The organism is Vibrio sp. 1580, from assembly GCF_033340055.1.
The window spans coordinates 159,461-176,441 of sequence record NZ_JAWOVT010000002.1; the positions used below are offsets into that span (position 1 = coordinate 159,461).

Genomic DNA, 16,981 nt, shown 5'->3' on the forward strand with positions numbered 1-16,981 from the left:
CGCCGCCTAGTAAATGAAGTGGAACCAGCTTGCGAGGTGAATCTGTGCTTGCGCCATCAACTGCCAGAAAATGCTGTTGTCTGGGTACAAAACAATGGTAGCGCGAGAGCCGACAAACAGTGCTGGTGGTAACTCATCGCTGCTGGTTAGGTTCACTCGTGTACGCTGCGCATCACGTACCCAGCGGTTGTTCACTTCCACTTTGGTTAGTGCGCCATTAGGCGTTTGTTGTGCGGCTGCTACACCGTAATCGCGGCTAGCTAAATCAAAGTCGTACACCGAACCTGGGTTGGCATCAAATGTGACCAAGGCGTGGAAAGTCTTGTCTACGTTCGCGACGGATTTTTCACGAAAATCAGCGGCTACCCAGAGTGATCCTGTTGGTACAAACGTCAGCAATGGCATGTTGGTGTTTGCCATCGTGCCAACTTCTAGTTGCAGGTTGGTCACGACACCATCACTGGGAGCGAGTACCGCGGTATTTGCCAAATCAAGTTGCGCCTTTTCGATGCCGTTTTTGGCAATTCGAACGGCGGTGCTTTGACCTTTTTGGTCGCCTAATTGCGCCTCAATGACTTTTAAGTTTTGTCGTTCCGCTTTAAGCGCTGCACGTGATACCTGATTTTGGGCAAAGGCATTATCGAGTGTCGATTGAGAGATGACTTTCTGCTTCGATAGTGTCAGTAAGCGGTTGTACTCGCGGTGTGCATTATCAAATGTCGCTCGTGCGCGGGCAATATTGGCAAGAGCGGCTTCGCGTTGAGAATACAGTGTTGCTTCTTTTTCATAGGCGGATTGCAGAGACAGCTCCGCCTGTTCAAGCGCTATCTTGTATTTACGATCATCAATCGTAAACAACACATCGCCTTTTTGAACGGACTGGTTATTCTCGATGAGAACGTCGGTCACTTTACCAGATACCTCGGGTGCGACTTGGACAACGTATCCTTGCACTCGTCCTTCGGTCGTTAAGGGTGCGTGGCGGTCAGCAATGATAATGTACAAAAATAGTACGATGAACAGGACAATCAAAGTTCGCATCCAGTGTTTGAATTTTTGGTCAGCCGTCATTACAAGTTCCGTTAAACATATTGGATAGCGGATTATAGAGAAGTCACTCACAATTCAGTAGAATGATAATACGAACATAAATGACCTAAAAATAGGACAATGAACGTTAGTTTTGATGATATTTACCTATTCACTCAGACGGTGGTTCACGGCGGTATAAGTGCAGCGGCAGAGGCGAATCAACTACAACGCTCAAAAGTGAGTCGTCGCCTGCAAGAATTAGAGAAATCACTCGGGGTACAGCTTTTGATTCGCACAACACGCAGCATTGAGTTGACGGAGCACGGGAAACGCTTGTTTGAGTTGGTGGGGCAGCCTATTGACCATATTCAGCAAGGTTTAAATGCCATGCATGAATATCAACAAGAGCTGACGGGCAAGGTGCGTTTAGCCATTCCTTCCGCATTGATGAGCTCTGCCGCGTTTAACGCGATCATCACCGAGTACACAACGCGGTATCCGGATATTTCGGTCGAGATTGAAAACCATCAAGAGAGTGTCGATCTCAAGCGTCAATCGTTTGATTTGCAGCTTCTTCCGAGCGTGGTCAAAGTCACCGATGACAGCTATGTGCAGTTCAGTCTTTTGCCTTATCGTAGTCACTTTGTTGCGTCAAAAGCCTATCTAGAATCGCATCCGCCAGTAAAAACGGTGGAAGATCTTAAGCAGCATCGCCTTTTAACTAATCGTTACAATGCTGATTTGCTCGATTCAGATCTGCATGTTGCGTTGCGCTCGGACGACCTCAACTTGCTGCGCTCGATGGCGATAGCAGGAAACGGCATCGCGTTTATTCCACAAATTCATTCCAAGCCTGCATTGCGAGATGGTTTGTTGGTCGAGGTGCTGCCTCAATTTGCGCATCCGAAGCAGCATCTTACTCTGATTTATCCCTCGGCCTTATTTCTGCCCAATAAAGTCAAAGCCTTGATTGAACTAATTCGAGAGAAATTTAAATAGTCAGTTCAAACCACTCTTACCTAAGGGCAAATGTGTGAGCGAAGGTCATCTTTCTAGGTTTTATTGCTCTAACATGAAAGGGTTCTGATACATTAACTGTTGCTCAACTTGTTGAGTATGGTTTGTGGTCGCACAAGATAGGAGATGGAAATGTTATCGAAAGGAAACACGGGCCTGATTGTGGTGGATGTTCAGGGCAAACTCGCTACATTAATGCATGAAAGCGACGCACTGATTGAAAATATCACGAAACTGGTAAAGGGCGCCAAAGCACTAGATTTGCCTATTCTGTGGCTAGAACAGAATCCAGAAAGGTTGGGCCCAACCGCGGAGCCGATTCGTGAAGTGCTTGAAAGCACGCATTTACCTATTACCAAGTACACGTTTGATGGTTGCAAAGAGGCGACGTTTAAGGTCGCGGTGGAGAACGCGAAAGTTGATACCTGGTTGGTTTGCGGTATTGAATCCCACATTTGCGTCTATCAAACCGCGGTTTCTCTGCGCCAGTCCGGTTATCGCGTTGAATTAGTCACGGATTGTGTCTCTTCCCGAACCGCTGCCAATAAAGCGCTCGCTCTTGCGAAGTTAACCGCTAACGGTGTGGTGCTCACTGGGTTAGAAATGTGTTTGTATGAAATGGTCGAAGATTGCCGAGCACCTGAATTCAAAGAAATTCTGGCGCTCATCAAATAGTGGAATCACTGTAATCAGCAACAACTTTATTTGAACACGCTATTCAAATTCTCGTTGATATCTTGGCAACATCGACTCGTTGCCAAGTAACCCGCCTTGGTGAATATAAATCACCGTTTTATCTGTGTTCTCTTCCAACCAAGGGGTGAGGCATTGCCACATATACGGGTCGTATAACAGGTCAAATTCGAGGTCGGTTTGCTCAAAGAGTGCTTTCCATGTGATGTAATCTTCTTCGTACAAGCGACCAAAATGGTGTTTGTTGCGCACGGTTAAAATGGTTGGGTGGCTGTTTTCACCGAGCTGGTTGAACTGCTCAGTTAAGTAATCTGCATCGCCTACGCAAGGGCAAGTTAGCACTTCTATGCCGTGTGGGCTTAAATGTTTATGAAGATATAAAGCCGTCGTGCCAGTACCTGATGGCAGGGCGACCGTAAACTGCTCTTTACCTCTCAATCGCGTCCAATCAAGAATTTCTCGTGCTAACTGTTTGATGCCAGCTTCAGCGAGGTGGGAACGTCCACCCTCTGGAATCAGCAATGTCGACTCATCTACTCTTCGTACCTGGTGGATGTATTCACTAGGGTGAAGTTCGCTACCGATGTCTTGCATGGCGGTGATTTTCATACCCAAATCGAGAGCGCCGCGATAGTTTCCGATGGGGGAGCTTTTTAGCCAAGATGGAATGTGATGAACATAAAACTCAAATGCCCAACCTTTAATCTGGGCGAGAGCCGCTAGCGAGTACATGGCATTAGATTGAGCGGAGCCAAAGCTTATTAACGTGGTGATGTCGGGATTTTGCTCTTCCATTAACGTCATAAACTTACGTGCTTTGTTCCCAGAAAAGTGGGAGTGGAGCATGTCGTCACGTTTAAGGAAAAATTTGTGCCCATTAAAGCTATGTTGGGTGATAGGACTTTCTGAGAGTTTCATGTCGATGCTGACGGAATAAACCGTGTCACCTTTGCCATTTAAAAAGGGCGCGTAGTGTAACGCCATTAAACCCAGATAAAAAGTCTGTGTTTCAGGTCTTCCATTTCGGTTATTCCTGATGTTCTGTTGCGAGGTTAATTTTTGCCTCACAACCACCTTCTGGATGTGTACCAATCTTAAATTGCCAGCCATAGCGTTGGCACAAATCGTCCACAATCATCAAACCTAATCCGTGCCCATCAGAATGTGGAATGGTCGAAAAGCCTTCACCTTCATCGCGCACCGAGATGGTGTTTTCATCCATATTGATATGAATTGATCCCGAAGGTGTCGCAGCGATGCCGTTGCGAATCAGGTTGCCAAGAATAATGGTCAACACGGCATTGGTCGCGCGCGTTCTAGGGTTGCCGTCGACCTGTACATCAAAGCTGAGTGCTTTCTCATCCGCCTGAGCTTGGCTTTGGAAGATGATTTGGTTGAGTTCTTCTTCGGTGATGCTGCGCACTGGTGAATCATCTGCATTACGCTCGTAACGCACTAAGCCGAGTAGGGCATCTACCATGGTCGACATCTGCTGCGTTGCATCTTGAATTCGGTTCACTTGGCGGGTTTGGAAATCCGTGTTCGCACTTCTCGCCAGTAAGCTGCTTGAGCCTTTCATCACGGTTAATGGTGTACGCAGTTCATGGCTTGCGTATCGTGCAAAGGCCTGCTCGCGCTTGATGACTTGGTTGATTTTGTGGCGGTACTCATTCAACTCATCCGCAAGGGTTTGGAACTCTTTGGCCGAGCCCTCAGGCACACTAAAAGTTTGCGTGGCATCTCCTTGGTGATGGTCGAGTTGAGTTTTGAGCGCATTGACGGGTTCAATCAAGCGTTGTGATAAGCGCAGTAGCAGGCTACCAAACAGGAACACCAGCACGGCGACAATGGACAGCACCATAGCGACGACGAGAATGAATTCCTCTGAGGTGATCTCGATTTCATCAATCAAGGAAACCAGAATCACGGGATGCTCAACGCCTTTATAGGTGTAAGTGCTCATGTAAACCATGCGCGAGTATTCACCGTCTTCTACTTCATCAAGAAAGTGCTTTTGACCAATCAAGTATTTTTGGTAGCGCTCGGCAACCAATGAGATGTCGTTGTATGCGGTGGTGAGCAGGTCAAGCTGAATACTGCCTTGCTCTGGGTGGGACTGGAAATGTTCAATCGCTTCTTTTTTGTCGACCATAATACGACGCTCGCCCACGCGGTCTTCAGACCAAAGCAGGGAGCCGGTAATCAACAAAAAGCAGAAGATGCCAATCACGACCGACACAAAAGAGAAAAACAGAGCGAGTCGCCCTGTCATACTTTGTGTGCTTTGCGTGCTGGCAAGTAAGCGATTTATCATGCACCTGTCTCCAAGCGGAAGCCAACTTTCGGTACGGTGATCAGCACATGTTGTTCAAATGGCTTATCAAGTTGGTTGCGAAGTTGGTAAATGTGGCTGCGCAGAACGTCGTTGTTCGGCTCGTTCTCTTGCCAAAGTTGGAAGGCGATTTCTTCGCGTGTCACTATGTCTGGCGCGCTTTTCACAAGCATTTCCAGAATGGTGTAAGTGGTTGGGTTTAGCGCTAGCAGTTTATCTTGGCGGTAAGCTTTACGTGTTTTTTGGTCGATAGAAACTTCACCGTATTCCAACTTACTCGATGCGACAGTGCCACGGTAACGGCGGATCAGTGCCATCATACGCGCTTCTAGAATATCCAGATCGAAAGGTTTGGTCAGATAGTCATCCGCACCGTGTTGGAAGCCTTTGAGCATATCGTCACGGCTATCGAGCGCCGTCAGCATAAGTACCGGTGTGTTGTTGCCCGCGTCTCGAAGTTTATTACACATGGTCAGGCCATCCATGCGTGGCAGCATGAGGTCGAGCAAGATGATGTCGAAGGTGTTTTCCATCGCCAGTTTCAGGCCGAGCTCGCCGTTGTCTGCATAATCGAGTTCCATACCTGCACACTCAAAATAATCGAACAGCATGCCTGCGATTTCTCGATTATCTTCGACTAAAAGTACGCGTTTCATGTATTTCTCTCCAAGTGGGCGGGTTTTCGAAAATAAGACTTCGTCTTAACCGAACATTATTCACTAAGAACGTGAAAAAGATGTCAACAACATCTCTTTCACATTGATGTTTGTAGACTGGATTCATTCATCGGATTTAGTGGAAGAGTAGCATGTCAACCTTCAACATTCACGCTGCAACCTTTTCAAAGGTGAGCCAACACACTGAGCCTAAAACAGTTTTGTCTGTTGTGGTGCCATTCTTTAACGAGCAAGAAGTCTTGCCTGAATTTCATCGTCGTTTAGCCACCGTTTTGGATGAAATGCCAGAGCGTTGCGAAATCGTTTATGTGGACGACGGTAGCAAAGACGACAGCCTAATGATCGCGCAAAACTTTTCTCAATCTTCTAGCGACGTTCGTTGTATTGCACTAAGCCGTAACTTCGGCAAAGAGTCCGCCATGAGTGCGGGGCTGGAACACTGCCAAGGTGAAGCGGTGATCGTGATTGATGCTGACTTGCAAGACCCGCCGGAGTTAATCCCGCAAATGGTATCAAAATGGCGTGAAGGGTATGACGTGGTGAACATGCAGCGCAGTGAACGCCACGGCGAAACTTGGTTCAAACGCTTCTCGGCCGCTTGCTTTTACAAAGTGCTTAATAGCATGGCGAAATTGGATGTGCCGGAGAACGTGGGCGATTTCCGTCTACTGAGCGCAAAAGTGGTCAAACACATCAATGCGCTGCCGGAACGTAACCGATACATGAAAGGTATTTTTTCTTGGCCGGGTTTCAAGCAAGTGACGGTTCAGTTTGAGCGTGACGCTCGTTTCTGTGGTGAAACAAAATGGAACTACCTCAAGCTGATTGGCCTTGCAATGGACGGCATTACCTCGTTTTCCATTCGTCCTTTGCGCTTAGCGACACTTGCCGGTGCGTTAGTGGCGTTCAGTGCCTTTATCTATGGCGCATTCATAGTGATAAAAACCGTTGTGTTTGGTGAGCCTGTCACTGGCTATCCATCCATGATGGTCGTCCAACTTGCCTTGGGCGGTGTGCAACTGCTGTCGATTGGCCTTTTGGGTGAATACATTGGCCGCATTTTTGTCGAGACCAAGCAACGTCCTCTTTATCTTGTTCAGTCTGTTTACGAGCAGCCTGCAAAACATCAATCCATCCAAACCATGAAGTTTAAATTGGGAGAAACCGCGTAATCATGAGTATTAATAAAACCCATCTGTGGTTGTTGTTGGCGTTTGCTCTTTTACTCCGTCTTATTTCACTTGCCGCTTACCCTTTGATGGACACCACAGAAGCCCGCTACGGCGAAATGGCGCGCTTAATGGTGGAAACCGGCAATTGGCTTACCCCACAGTTTGATTACGGCGTGCCTTTTTGGGGGAAGCCTCCTCTGTTCACTTGGATGAGTGCTTACGGCATTGAGCTGTTTGGATTGAATGAATTTGCAGTGCGCGCGCCTCATTGGTTAGCGGGTGTTGCGACGATTGTTTTTGTTGCTTTCATGGCGTATCGCGCTGGCTTTAATGCAGTCATCGCTGCGTTGGTACTGGCGACGTGTGGCATCTTTTCAATTGCTGCGGGTGCGGTGATGACAGACATGGCGCTGACGTTGGCAATGACGATGGCGATGGTCGGCTTTTACTACTGCTGGCTTGGCAAAGACAAACACAGCCGATTGTGGGGGTACCTCGGTTTCTTTGGCTTGGCTTGCGGGCTGTTAGCAAAAGGCCCAGTGGCGATCGTGATCATGGGCATCGCAGTGTTTCCTTGGCTTGTGATTCAGCATGGTTTCTTCGGTGCCTTCAAAGCCTTGTGGCAGCGTTTTCCAATTGTATCGGGGTTGGCGCTCATGCTGGCGATTGCTCTACCTTGGTACATCATGGCTGAAATGGCGACGCCTGGATTTATTGATTACTTCATTGTTGGCGAGCACTTTAAGCGTTTTGTTGTCAGCGGTTGGGAAGGGGATCTGTATGGCTCCGCTCATGATCAGCCACGTGGGATGATCTGGGTGTTCTGGCTGCAATCAGCTGCGCCTTGGTCAATCGTATTGCCTATCTTGGCGTGGAAACGTCGTAAGGTACTCAAAGTCATTGAAACTGATCATCAAGGTTTGTTTAGCTTCCTGATGTGTTGGCTGATTTCTCCAATGATCTTGTTCACCATGGCTGGGAATATTTTGCCTGCTTACGTGCTACCGGGTGTGCCTGCATTGGGTATCTTGATTGCAATGCTGGTGGATAAACACGATTTCAAATGGCTGACCGGAACGGCAGCGGTGTTGCCAGCCCTGCTTATGATTGCGATGTTGGTTTTGAATATGGGCAAAGCAGACAGTCGCAGCGACCGCATCATCTTCGCGCAAATCAATGACAACGCTCCGGTCTTTTATATTGGTAAGCGCCCGTTTTCAGGCCAGTTCTATAGTTATGGTCAGGCGAAAAAGCTTGAAGATAAGAATGACTTAAACAATCTGAAGAAATTCCACCTGATTGGTAAATCGCAGCAAGTGGATAGCATGATTCATGAAAATGCGTTGAGTTGTACCAACGAGTTCACAGCAAAATCGAAACGCTCACTCTACACCTGTGTGGTTGGGTAACGGAATGCGAAAATTACCAAAGTTTGCTTCGTCAGAAAGGTTTGCTTCGTTAACAAGGTTTGCTCTGGTAGGTGGTGTCGGCTTTATGGTCGACACCCTTATCTTTTCTGTGTTGTTCCATTGGTTTGGTCTGGAGTTGATGCTGGCTCGTGGGATAGCATTTTTGTTTGCAGCAACCACGACTTGGCTTGGCAATCGCTGGCTGACTTTCTCTCAAGCAGAAAAAACCAACCCTTTCGCTCAATGGCAAAAATTTATGGCGAGTGCCTGTATCAGTGCTTTGCCGAACTTTATTGTGTTCAAAGGCGTAACGCTCGCGCTAGGAACGCAAGGGGTGATGGTCTATTTGGCTTTGATCTTAGGCATATTGGCAGGCATGGTGAGTAACTATTTACTCAGTGCAAAATGGGTGTTTAGTTGAGGATAGAAGGTTCGGGCTTACTCTCCTATCCTCGAGTTAAAAATTCGTTATTTGAACCAATTTTTCTTTTTGTACATCAGAGTAAACCTAAAGCTTTTCATGGGGGGATGTAAAAAGGTAAACAAGCCAAGGTTTATACCTTGGCTGCCGTTAGTTCAGATTTTGATTTTTCAATCTCAGATTCCGTTTGCCACTTGCCGTTGTAAAGGTATTCACGTTCTGGGAGCGGGGCTTTTGAAGCTCTTAAATCAAATACCTCATCGGTTTGATATTCTTTATAACAAACTGGCGTGCCAAACAGTCTAGCCTCTGGCTTAGCTTCAAATAGCTTTTTGTGGTCGGCGACTTCCGTACAGTCAAGCTTATATTCTGTAGCTAGCTGATTGACCATAGACTCTAAGTCAGACACGGTTTTGAAAAATACGTAATAGTGGAATCGGTTGTGTAAGCGTGAAATCTTAGTATGTTCTATATTAATATATTCGCATGTGTCATGCTTAAAAAAGAACTTAATTACTTTTCTTTTCTTATTGTAATCAGCAAAGAGCCAGTCTTCACGTTCTCCGACCCTCACTTCTGTTGGTTCATCTGGTTGGCGTTTAAGCATTTTAAAGGAGACTAATATAAAAGCACCAGCGCCTGCTAACGCCATCGGGCCAACCATCGCTACCATCACCACACACACCACTGCACCTATCCAGCCAACGGCTTGCGTGGCGGTATTCACCCACTTAGGCATGTTGCGACGTTTCTTCATCACAAAGCCTTTGTCAGAAAAAATATAGTCATAGCGATAGTCGAGGCCAATCGTAAGGTAAAAGGCTCCAGATACAATCACCGACAAAATAAAAGAAAAAATAGTTACGTCAACCGTGTCACTCGTGTGTATAAACAAAGTTAATAGGAATGGAGCGATCACAAATGGAAGCGCAAAAAGTTTAAAGTAATAGCGAAATGGTTCCTCTACATCATACTTGTGCCATGTTCTGACATTATCGCCTGCGAGTATTTCTTGCTCTTGCGCCTCTTGATAAACTGCTAATTCTTCTGGGGTGACGTAAAATGGTGAATATGCCAAGGGTTACTCCAGAGCTGTAGTTAGTTTAGACTTTGATTGTTCGATTTCAGACTCGGTTTGCCACTTGCCGTTGTAAAGGTACTCTCGCTCTGGGAGCGGGGCATTTGACGCCCTAAAATCAAATACCTCATCGGTTTGGTATTCTCTACTACAAACAGGAATACTAAAAAGCCTTGATTCTGGCTTTGCTTCAAACAGCTTTTTATGGTCATCAACCTCTGTACAATTCAGTTTGTAGACCTTTGACAGTTGCGCGACCATGGATTCTAAATCCGCTTCAGTTTTAAAGAAAACGTAACAATCGAATCGATCTTGTGAGCGAAAGACAATCTTTTGAGCAGTATCTTGGTATTCGCACCTGTCATACTTAAAATAGAATTGGAGTACTTTTCTTTTCTTATTGTAATCAGCAAAAAGCCAATCTTCTCGCTCTCCAACTCTCACTTCTGTTGGTTCATCAGGCTGGCGTTTTAACATACCAAATGAAAGCAAAATGAAGGCACCTGCTCCCGCTAATGCCATTGGACCAACCAGTGCTACCATAACCAAACACACCACTGTACCTATCCAGCCAACGGCTTGCGTAGCGGTATTTACCCACTTAGGCATATTGCGACGCTTTCTCATCACAAAGCCTTTGCTAGAAAAAATATAGTCATAGCGATAATCGAGGCCAAACAATAGGTAGCTGAGTCCGTACCCCATTATTAGCACACTAACAGCAACATACCCCATCATAGGGTCTTGGCCTAAGGTATACCAAAATAAGAAAAGAACCACTGACATGATGGCAATTGGAACTAAGCTGTCAAATATATATGAAAAACGATTCGCTTCCTCGATATCATATTTACGCCATGTTGTTAAATTGTCTCCTGAGAGGATCTCTTGCTCTTGCGCCTCTTGATAAACCGCCAACTCTTCTGGGGTGATATAAAATGGTGAATATGCCAAGGGTTACTCCTGAAAACCTAATGTACCAACAACGGGTGTGAGTGATTTTTTAATGATGTTTTGTTTGGTATTGTCTGAAATCACGCTATGAGTTGCACTCTGTTTTACGCTATTTTGGAACCAATACTCACGCTTTGATGGGGCATCATCTTCCACATCATACGCTACTTGCATGGCAAGGTATTGATCGGTTTCTTTAATCGGTAATGTTACCTTATACACAAGAAACTCTTTGCTAGCTTGGCTCTGTGTTTGTAGCGTGACTAAATCTGCGTTTTGATACCAAGAGCCGGACGTCAAATCACCCTCTGTTGCCTTGGTGTTGGTACTCACTGTAACACCATTTGTTGCAGCACGACGTGGCAGCTGAATATGCACTTCCAAACCAACTAACTCTCGATGCGTATAGCCGGGATAAGCCTGTATTTTTTCAATAGGCTGATGGTATACCGTTGGCTGCTGAATAATAGATTGTAAGTCAAACAGTGCTTGCTGCACCAATGCTGAATTGTGCTTCTCTCTTTCGGGCAAGCTTGCAGATTGGCTCCACTGAGTACGACTCGGGTGATAACCCCAAGGCAGTTTATCTAACCATTTTTGGAAATCATCTTGTTTCAGTTTGTTGAGTTTATAATTGATGGCTAGGTATGCTAACGTGAGAACAGTTAAAACTGCGGTAACAGGTCCACCAAAGGTTAAGTTTAGTGTTAATTTCCCTGTGAATCCTCCGTACGCTTGGATTATACCGACTATCGACATACCGGTTAATGCAGCAGTATTTGCTACATGCAGATATTTTTCTTGGCCATAAGCTTCATCAGCACTCTGCCAAGAACGATATGCCTCAATACCCGCAGCCAACGCTCCTAAAGCCCCTGTAATCGCGAGCCATTTATTGAAGACCTTTAAGTCATCAAGGATCAAGTTTTCAAAGCCATTGGCATTTCGAACGACTAACTTTTTAAGAGTTTTCAGTGAGTGCTTTCTTAGTTTCTCATTCCCTTTAACATTATCCCATAATTTACCCGTCCGAATACCCGTCCAAGCACCGGCCGTGTAAAACAGCTTTTGTTGAATATCCAGGAAATCATCTTGGGTCATGAGCCCAGTTTTTTGAATACTGTTCATTGCATCAGCAAATGCGAGGCAGTTAAAAATCAGAGCTAAGAAGCCCAAACCGCCTACATCTTCAAACCGTTTCTTGAGGTTGTTTAATCGGTTATCCCATATGTCTTTACGCATTCGAATTGTTGCCTCAAGTACGTCATCTGGAAGTTCTATGTACTGAGGGTATTCCAACGTCGCAACGGCCAAGCTTTTTTGAAGGTGCCGCTGTTGCTGGAGAGCCTTCTTATACTGCGTGTTTGATATAGTTTTATCACCCTTGTTGAAGGCTGCTAACACTTCCTTGTTTTGGTTCGATGCGATGAGTTTTTTATCATGATTGGATTTCCAAGAACCAAAACTTTGTGCGTAGCCTTTGTTGATATTGATTGGAGTGTTTATCGACAAACGTTCTACAACGGCAGCTCTTAGGTAAAAACTTGTTCGGGTGAGCGGTTTTGACAATAGAGATATCATTAAGATAGACGCTTGGGCTGTTAGGCTAACGCCAAACTCTATTACCCCCTTGAGTAAAGCGCTGTTAGTCGCTTTGAATATGCTATCTAGCCCATCGAATCCTTTTGCTATATCTCTTAGAAATTCGGTTTCTGCAGTATTTGGGTTAGAAATAAAGTCCATTACTTTTGCATACATACCCACACGGTTACTTGCTGTCGAAACGTAGTCCATAAACTGTTTGTCTGAGCTTTCAGTGTCTGGAACAATTTTGGCGACGTCTACTTCACCTACCTGATTTGAAACTTGTTCAGGAATTAATTTCTCCACTTGTTTAAAGAGACTACGACTAAACCCGGAAGTGTAGAGTGCGAGTAAACTGGTTGGTTTCTCCCATTGGCTTTCTGCCCATTGGCGGTCTTCTTCTTGCATCACCAAAGTAAATGACTCAACCGCTTGCTTGTGCAGTTGATACAAGCTGTACTGCGTGTCTTCGCTGTATAGGTCGAAGGTTCTCTCAAGATGATGAGGTGTTAAGGACTCCATTACTGCGATAAAGTCGCGTTTGACCGAAACCACTTGGGCTAGCATGGTTTCTTTTTGTTCTGACAGCTCTTGCATCTCGCTCAGCATTTGCTTCCAGTTGAGCTGCTGACGCCAGCGTTCAGTCGCTATCCATTGTTCGTATTTACCAAAACGGCTCGCAGAAATTCGATATTTGTCCTGTATCGCTTTAGCAATGTCACTTTGGGTATGTTGGTGTGATTCAATCGCTCCAGCGGAAAATTTAGCAGGATAGCCGGACTGAACTGAGCTTTTGTTCTGCTCTGCCAAATCAAGTTGGTGAGAGGAGTCATAATAGTCAGCCATGTCGGTATAAAACGACAGCTCTTCGCCGTTACGCTTAACGCTAGCTGGCATGTCTATCTCGTCACTTGCACCAAACATACACAGTTGCATGGCGCTCTGCATCAAGTTCCACTGGTTTGAAAACTGGTCAGTGAAAAGGCGGTAAGGGCTTGCGGCATCAACAAAATGCAGTGACATATCTTGAATGTCTGCGGCGTAATCTTTTATCGCGACGAAGTAGCCTGATTCTTCTTCTGGAATCGCAGAGGTTAAATCGCTTTCGACTGCGACAGGTTTAAAGACAGAACCATCTTCATCTGCTTTGGTGGCGATGCCAGAATCCGCAAAGCGACCATCATCGACGGCAGAAGATTCAATATCAGCGACTTGGGTTAACTTATCTATTGGTGCAATGTTGTGCTGATTCTCGTTTGAGGACAGAATAATGGTTTGCATGCGATCGATATGATTACTCGGATTGTTAAGTACGCGCATGAACGTGTGCCATGTCCACCGGTGCTCAGAGAAGCAAATCGATAGTACGCTTCCGTTGACGTAAGTAAGGAAGGGCTTTGCATCTTGTGGTGTCCCACGCTGCTCTGATTTTGGGCTTTCTGATTCTCCCAACTTATAGAGCGTGAATTGCGTTCCTTTGATTTCGTATTCGTCTAAGCTTTTGTTGATTGCATCATAGACATACAGCCAACCGTCGCGCAGTTGACGCAGGGTGTAACTAACGGTATTGAGTTTGGCTGGGCCTTGGCCTTTCCATTCTTCAGGCAAACCAAAAGGTTGTGCCTCTTCTGTTTCTAGCTGATCGATGGCATAGCGGACTGGGATAAAGTGCGCAGGTGATGCTTCCGTTGCTTCTTTCTCAGTTTTTAAATTGAGAGGCTCTGGTTCAGACGGCGGTGGCGGATCGATTTTTTTTGTTTCTCCCTCCCAAAACATACTGCGCTCTGGGGGTGAGCCAGCAAGATCATCGGATTCCGTGGTTGGAACGATATTCAGCGATTTCAGTGTACCATCGCTTTCAAATGCCTGAACGGCCTCCTCATAGGTATAGCTGTTGTCATACCAGAACATAGAAGTTTTTGGAGGAAGTGGATTATTCATCGTTAGCCCATGTTTAAGAGTTTTACTCTGTTACGCAAATATCGCACCAAAATAAAGCAATTAAAAATCAATGAGTTATATTTTTATGGTTTTGCTTCAATCAAATAATTGTTTGTTTTTCCAATAAGTTGGTTGGTGTTTACCATTTTTTGTATTGATTGAATCAAAGTTTGAGTTATTAGTGATGCCTCAATGAGCCGACAAAACAAAAGGGCTCCAGAGTTACCTCTGGAGCCCTTTCTAGTATCTAAGTGCTAAAGAGTTAGCGACGCTTTGGTTTACGTTGACCAGTTGGTTTGCCTTGTGCTTGTGGGCGACCTTGGCCTTGCGGCTTGCTACCTGCCGGGCGGTTTGCACCGTTGCCGCTAGGACGTTGGCCGTTGCTTGCAGGGCGTTGACCACCTGTAGCTTTACCCGAACCGTTACGGTTGCCAGATGGTTTACCATCTTTTGAACCGCCTTCAGAGCGTTTGTTCAAATGACCACCGAAGCCTGGTTGGTTTTTGGTATGTTTGGTTGCAAAGCGGTTTGCCCCGTGACGACCAGATTTACGACGTTGCGTAGGTGTTTGTGCTTCAATGTCTTCTGCAGGAACGAGACAGCCTTGTTTGTCACCAATCAAATGTTTTTTACCCATACTGACTAGGGCTTCACGGATCATTGGCCAGTTTGCTGGATCGTGATAACGCAACAGCGCTTTATGCAGGCGACGTTGACGTTCACCTTTTGCTACAGGTACATCTTCACGTTTTTTGTACTTCACGCGTTTCAGAGGGTTTGTCTCTGAGTAGTACATCGACGTTGCGTTACACATTGGCGAAGGGTAGAAGTTTTGTACTTGGTCACATTCGAAGTTGTTCTTTTTCAGCCACAGAGCAAGGTTCAGCATGTCTTCGTCTTCTGTGCCTGGGTGCGCAGAGATAAAATAAGGGATTAAGTACTGCTTCTTGCCTGCTTCTGCACTGTATTTCTCGAACATCTCTTTAAAGCGATCGTACGTACCCATGCCTGGCTTCATCATTAGATCAAGAGGACCTTTCTCTGTATGTTCCGGTGCAATCTTCAAGTAACCGCCTACGTGGTGAGTCACGAGCTCTTTCACGTATTCTGGTGATTCAATCGCAAGGTCGTAACGTACGCCAGATGCAACCATCACTTTCTTCACGCCTTCAACTTTACGCGCTTCGCGGTATAAATCGATCGTGTGTTTGTGGTCTGTGTTTAGCTTGTTACAGATGCCCGGGAATACACAAGAAGGACGACGACAGTTCGCTTCCGCTTTTGGATCTTTACAGCCCAGGCGGTACATGTTTGCAGTCGGGCCACCAAGATCGGAAATTGTGCCGGTAAAGCCTGGAACTTTGTCGCGAATTTCTTCAATCTCGTTGATGATAGACTCTTTCGAACGGTTTTGAATGATTCGACCTTCATGCTCGGTAATCGAACAGAAAGAACAGCCACCAAAGCAACCACGCATGATGTTTACAGACGTCTTGATCATGTCGTACGCAGGAATTTTTGCTTTCCCGTACATAGGGTGAGGGACACGCGCGTAAGGCAGGCCAAACACAAAGTCCATCTCTTCGGTCGTCAATGGAATTGGAGCTTGGTTTACCCAAAGTTCACGATCACCATGGCTTTGAAGTAACGCTCGACCAGAGTACGGGTTCGTTTCTAAATGCAGTACACGGCTTGCATGCGCATAAAGAATGCGATCGTTTCTTAGCTTTTCAAACGAAGGTAAACGGACCGCAGTCGTCGCAGCATCGTGGCGTGATGGGCGAATTGTGATTGGTTGTGCAACTGGCTCGTCTTTTTTAGTTTCACACTGAGTTTCTACTTCGTATGGGTTCTTTGGTACGAACGCCTCTTTACGAGGTTTTTCAATGCGAGAAGAATCAATAACCGTGTAGCCTTCTGGTGCAGCTGGCAAGTTCACGGCAGTACCACGAATATTGGTCATGGTGCTGATGTCTTCGCCGTTTGCGATGCGATGTGCTACTTCGACAAGTGCGCGCTCTGCGTTACCAAAAAGTAGGATGTCTGCTTTTGCATCAAACAGTACAGAACGGCGAACTTTATCTGACCAGTAATCGTAGTGTGCCACACGGCGTAGGCTAGCTTCGATACCACCTAAAACAATAGGTACTTCTTTGTATGCCTCACGACAACGTTGAGAGTAAACCAACGTTGCTCGGTCTGGGCGTTTACCACCTTCGTTATTCGGTGTGTACGCGTCATCGTGACGAAGCTTTTTATCCGCGGTGTAACGGTTGATCATGGAGTCCATGTTACCCGCAGTGATCCCGAAGAACAGATTTGGCTTACCAAGTTGCATGAACGCATCTTTATTTTGCCATTCTGGTTGAGCAATGATACCGACACGGAAACCTTGTGCTTCTAGCAGGCGGCCAATGATAGCCATACCAAAGCTTGGGTGATCCACATAAGCGTCACCGGTTACAATGATAATGTCACAGCTATCCCATCCTAGGGCATCCATTTCTTTGCGACTGGTCGGCAAGAAAGGTGCCGTACCAAAACACTCTGCCCAGTATTTTTTGTACTCATGAATAGGAGTGATGTTATTGGTCATATTTTGCTCTCTGTTCCAGGGAGCGCGAATTATAGCGATTTGATTATCAGGTATCTATAACAAACTCATCTATTC

Annotated in this window: 13 protein-coding genes; 5 read left to right on the top strand and 8 right to left on the bottom strand. The window is 45.9% G+C overall.

Annotated features, from left to right (window positions below; all coding sequences use genetic code 11):
• Positions 1-6: 6 nt before the first annotated feature.
• On the bottom strand, positions 7-1,071 hold the full coding sequence (locus tag R7093_RS03775) for an HlyD family secretion protein (protein ID WP_047103347.1): 1,065 nt from the start codon (positions 1,069-1,071) through the stop codon (positions 7-9).
• A 99-nt stretch (positions 1,072-1,170) separates the two neighbouring features.
• Between R7093_RS03775 and R7093_RS03780 the strand changes: the two genes are divergently transcribed.
• Both R7093_RS03780 and R7093_RS03785 read left to right on the top strand, forming a co-directional pair.
• The gene (locus tag R7093_RS03780; protein WP_005494676.1) at positions 1,171-2,031 is read left to right on the top strand and encodes a LysR family transcriptional regulator; all 861 of its coding nucleotides are present in this window, start codon (positions 1,171-1,173) and stop codon (positions 2,029-2,031) included.
• Positions 2,032-2,181: 150 nt separating this feature from the next.
• Positions 2,182-2,724 (top strand): hydrolase, encoded by a 543-nt coding sequence (locus R7093_RS03785; RefSeq protein ID WP_005457944.1) that lies wholly within the window; start codon positions 2,182-2,184, stop codon positions 2,722-2,724.
• Positions 2,725-2,763: 39 nt separating this feature from the next.
• On the opposite strand, the gene R7093_RS03790 is transcribed toward R7093_RS03785, so the two are convergent.
• From R7093_RS03790 to R7093_RS03800, 3 genes are all read right to left on the bottom strand, one after another.
• Positions 2,764-3,660 (bottom strand): 1-aminocyclopropane-1-carboxylate deaminase/D-cysteine desulfhydrase, encoded by an 897-nt coding sequence (locus R7093_RS03790; RefSeq protein WP_031777262.1) that lies wholly within the window; start codon positions 3,658-3,660, stop codon positions 2,764-2,766.
• Between the two features lie 109 nt (positions 3,661-3,769).
• Positions 3,770-5,056 (bottom strand): HAMP domain-containing sensor histidine kinase, encoded by a 1,287-nt coding sequence (locus R7093_RS03795; RefSeq protein ID WP_318146513.1) that lies wholly within the window; start codon positions 5,054-5,056, stop codon positions 3,770-3,772.
• Positions 5,053-5,730, bottom strand: coding sequence for a response regulator transcription factor (locus R7093_RS03800; RefSeq protein ID WP_047103337.1), 678 nt, complete (start codon positions 5,728-5,730; stop codon positions 5,053-5,055). Before R7093_RS03800 ends, R7093_RS03795 begins: the two co-directional genes overlap by 4 nt.
• 152 nt (positions 5,731-5,882) lie before the next feature.
• On the opposite strand from R7093_RS03800, the gene R7093_RS03805 reads away from it, so the two are divergent.
• Genes R7093_RS03805 through R7093_RS03815 form a run of 3 tightly spaced genes read left to right on the top strand, consistent with a single transcriptional unit; the run spans position 5,883 to position 8,753 of the window.
• Entirely contained in the window at positions 5,883-6,923 is a 1,041-nt protein-coding gene (locus tag R7093_RS03805) for a glycosyltransferase family 2 protein (RefSeq protein WP_080960111.1), read from the top strand.
• A gap of 2 nt (positions 6,924-6,925) precedes the next feature.
• Positions 6,926-8,332, top strand: coding sequence for an ArnT family glycosyltransferase (locus R7093_RS03810; RefSeq protein WP_047103335.1), 1,407 nt, complete (start codon positions 6,926-6,928; stop codon positions 8,330-8,332).
• Positions 8,333-8,336: 4 nt separating this feature from the next.
• Positions 8,337-8,753, top strand: coding sequence for a GtrA family protein (locus R7093_RS03815; RefSeq protein WP_047103332.1), 417 nt, complete (start codon positions 8,337-8,339; stop codon positions 8,751-8,753).
• Positions 8,754-8,886: 133 nt separating this feature from the next.
• On the opposite strand, the gene R7093_RS03820 is transcribed toward R7093_RS03815, so the two are convergent.
• From R7093_RS03820 to R7093_RS03835, 4 genes are all read right to left on the bottom strand, one after another.
• Entirely contained in the window at positions 8,887-9,831 is a 945-nt protein-coding gene (locus R7093_RS03820) for a hypothetical protein (protein WP_262640099.1), read from the bottom strand.
• 3 nt (positions 9,832-9,834) lie between these two features.
• Positions 9,835-10,785 (bottom strand): hypothetical protein, encoded by a 951-nt coding sequence (locus tag R7093_RS03825; RefSeq protein ID WP_047103328.1) that lies wholly within the window; start codon positions 10,783-10,785, stop codon positions 9,835-9,837.
• A gap of 3 nt (positions 10,786-10,788) precedes the next feature.
• Positions 10,789-14,310: a T6SS effector BTH_I2691 family protein gene (locus R7093_RS03830; protein ID WP_047103326.1), complete on the bottom strand. Its 3,522-nt coding sequence runs from the start codon at positions 14,308-14,310 to the stop codon at positions 10,789-10,791.
• A gap of 262 nt (positions 14,311-14,572) precedes the next feature.
• Positions 14,573-16,906, bottom strand: a complete 2,334-nt coding sequence (locus R7093_RS03835; RefSeq protein ID WP_318146514.1) for a YgiQ family radical SAM protein — start codon at positions 16,904-16,906, stop codon at positions 14,573-14,575.
• Positions 16,907-16,981 lie beyond the last annotated feature (75 nt).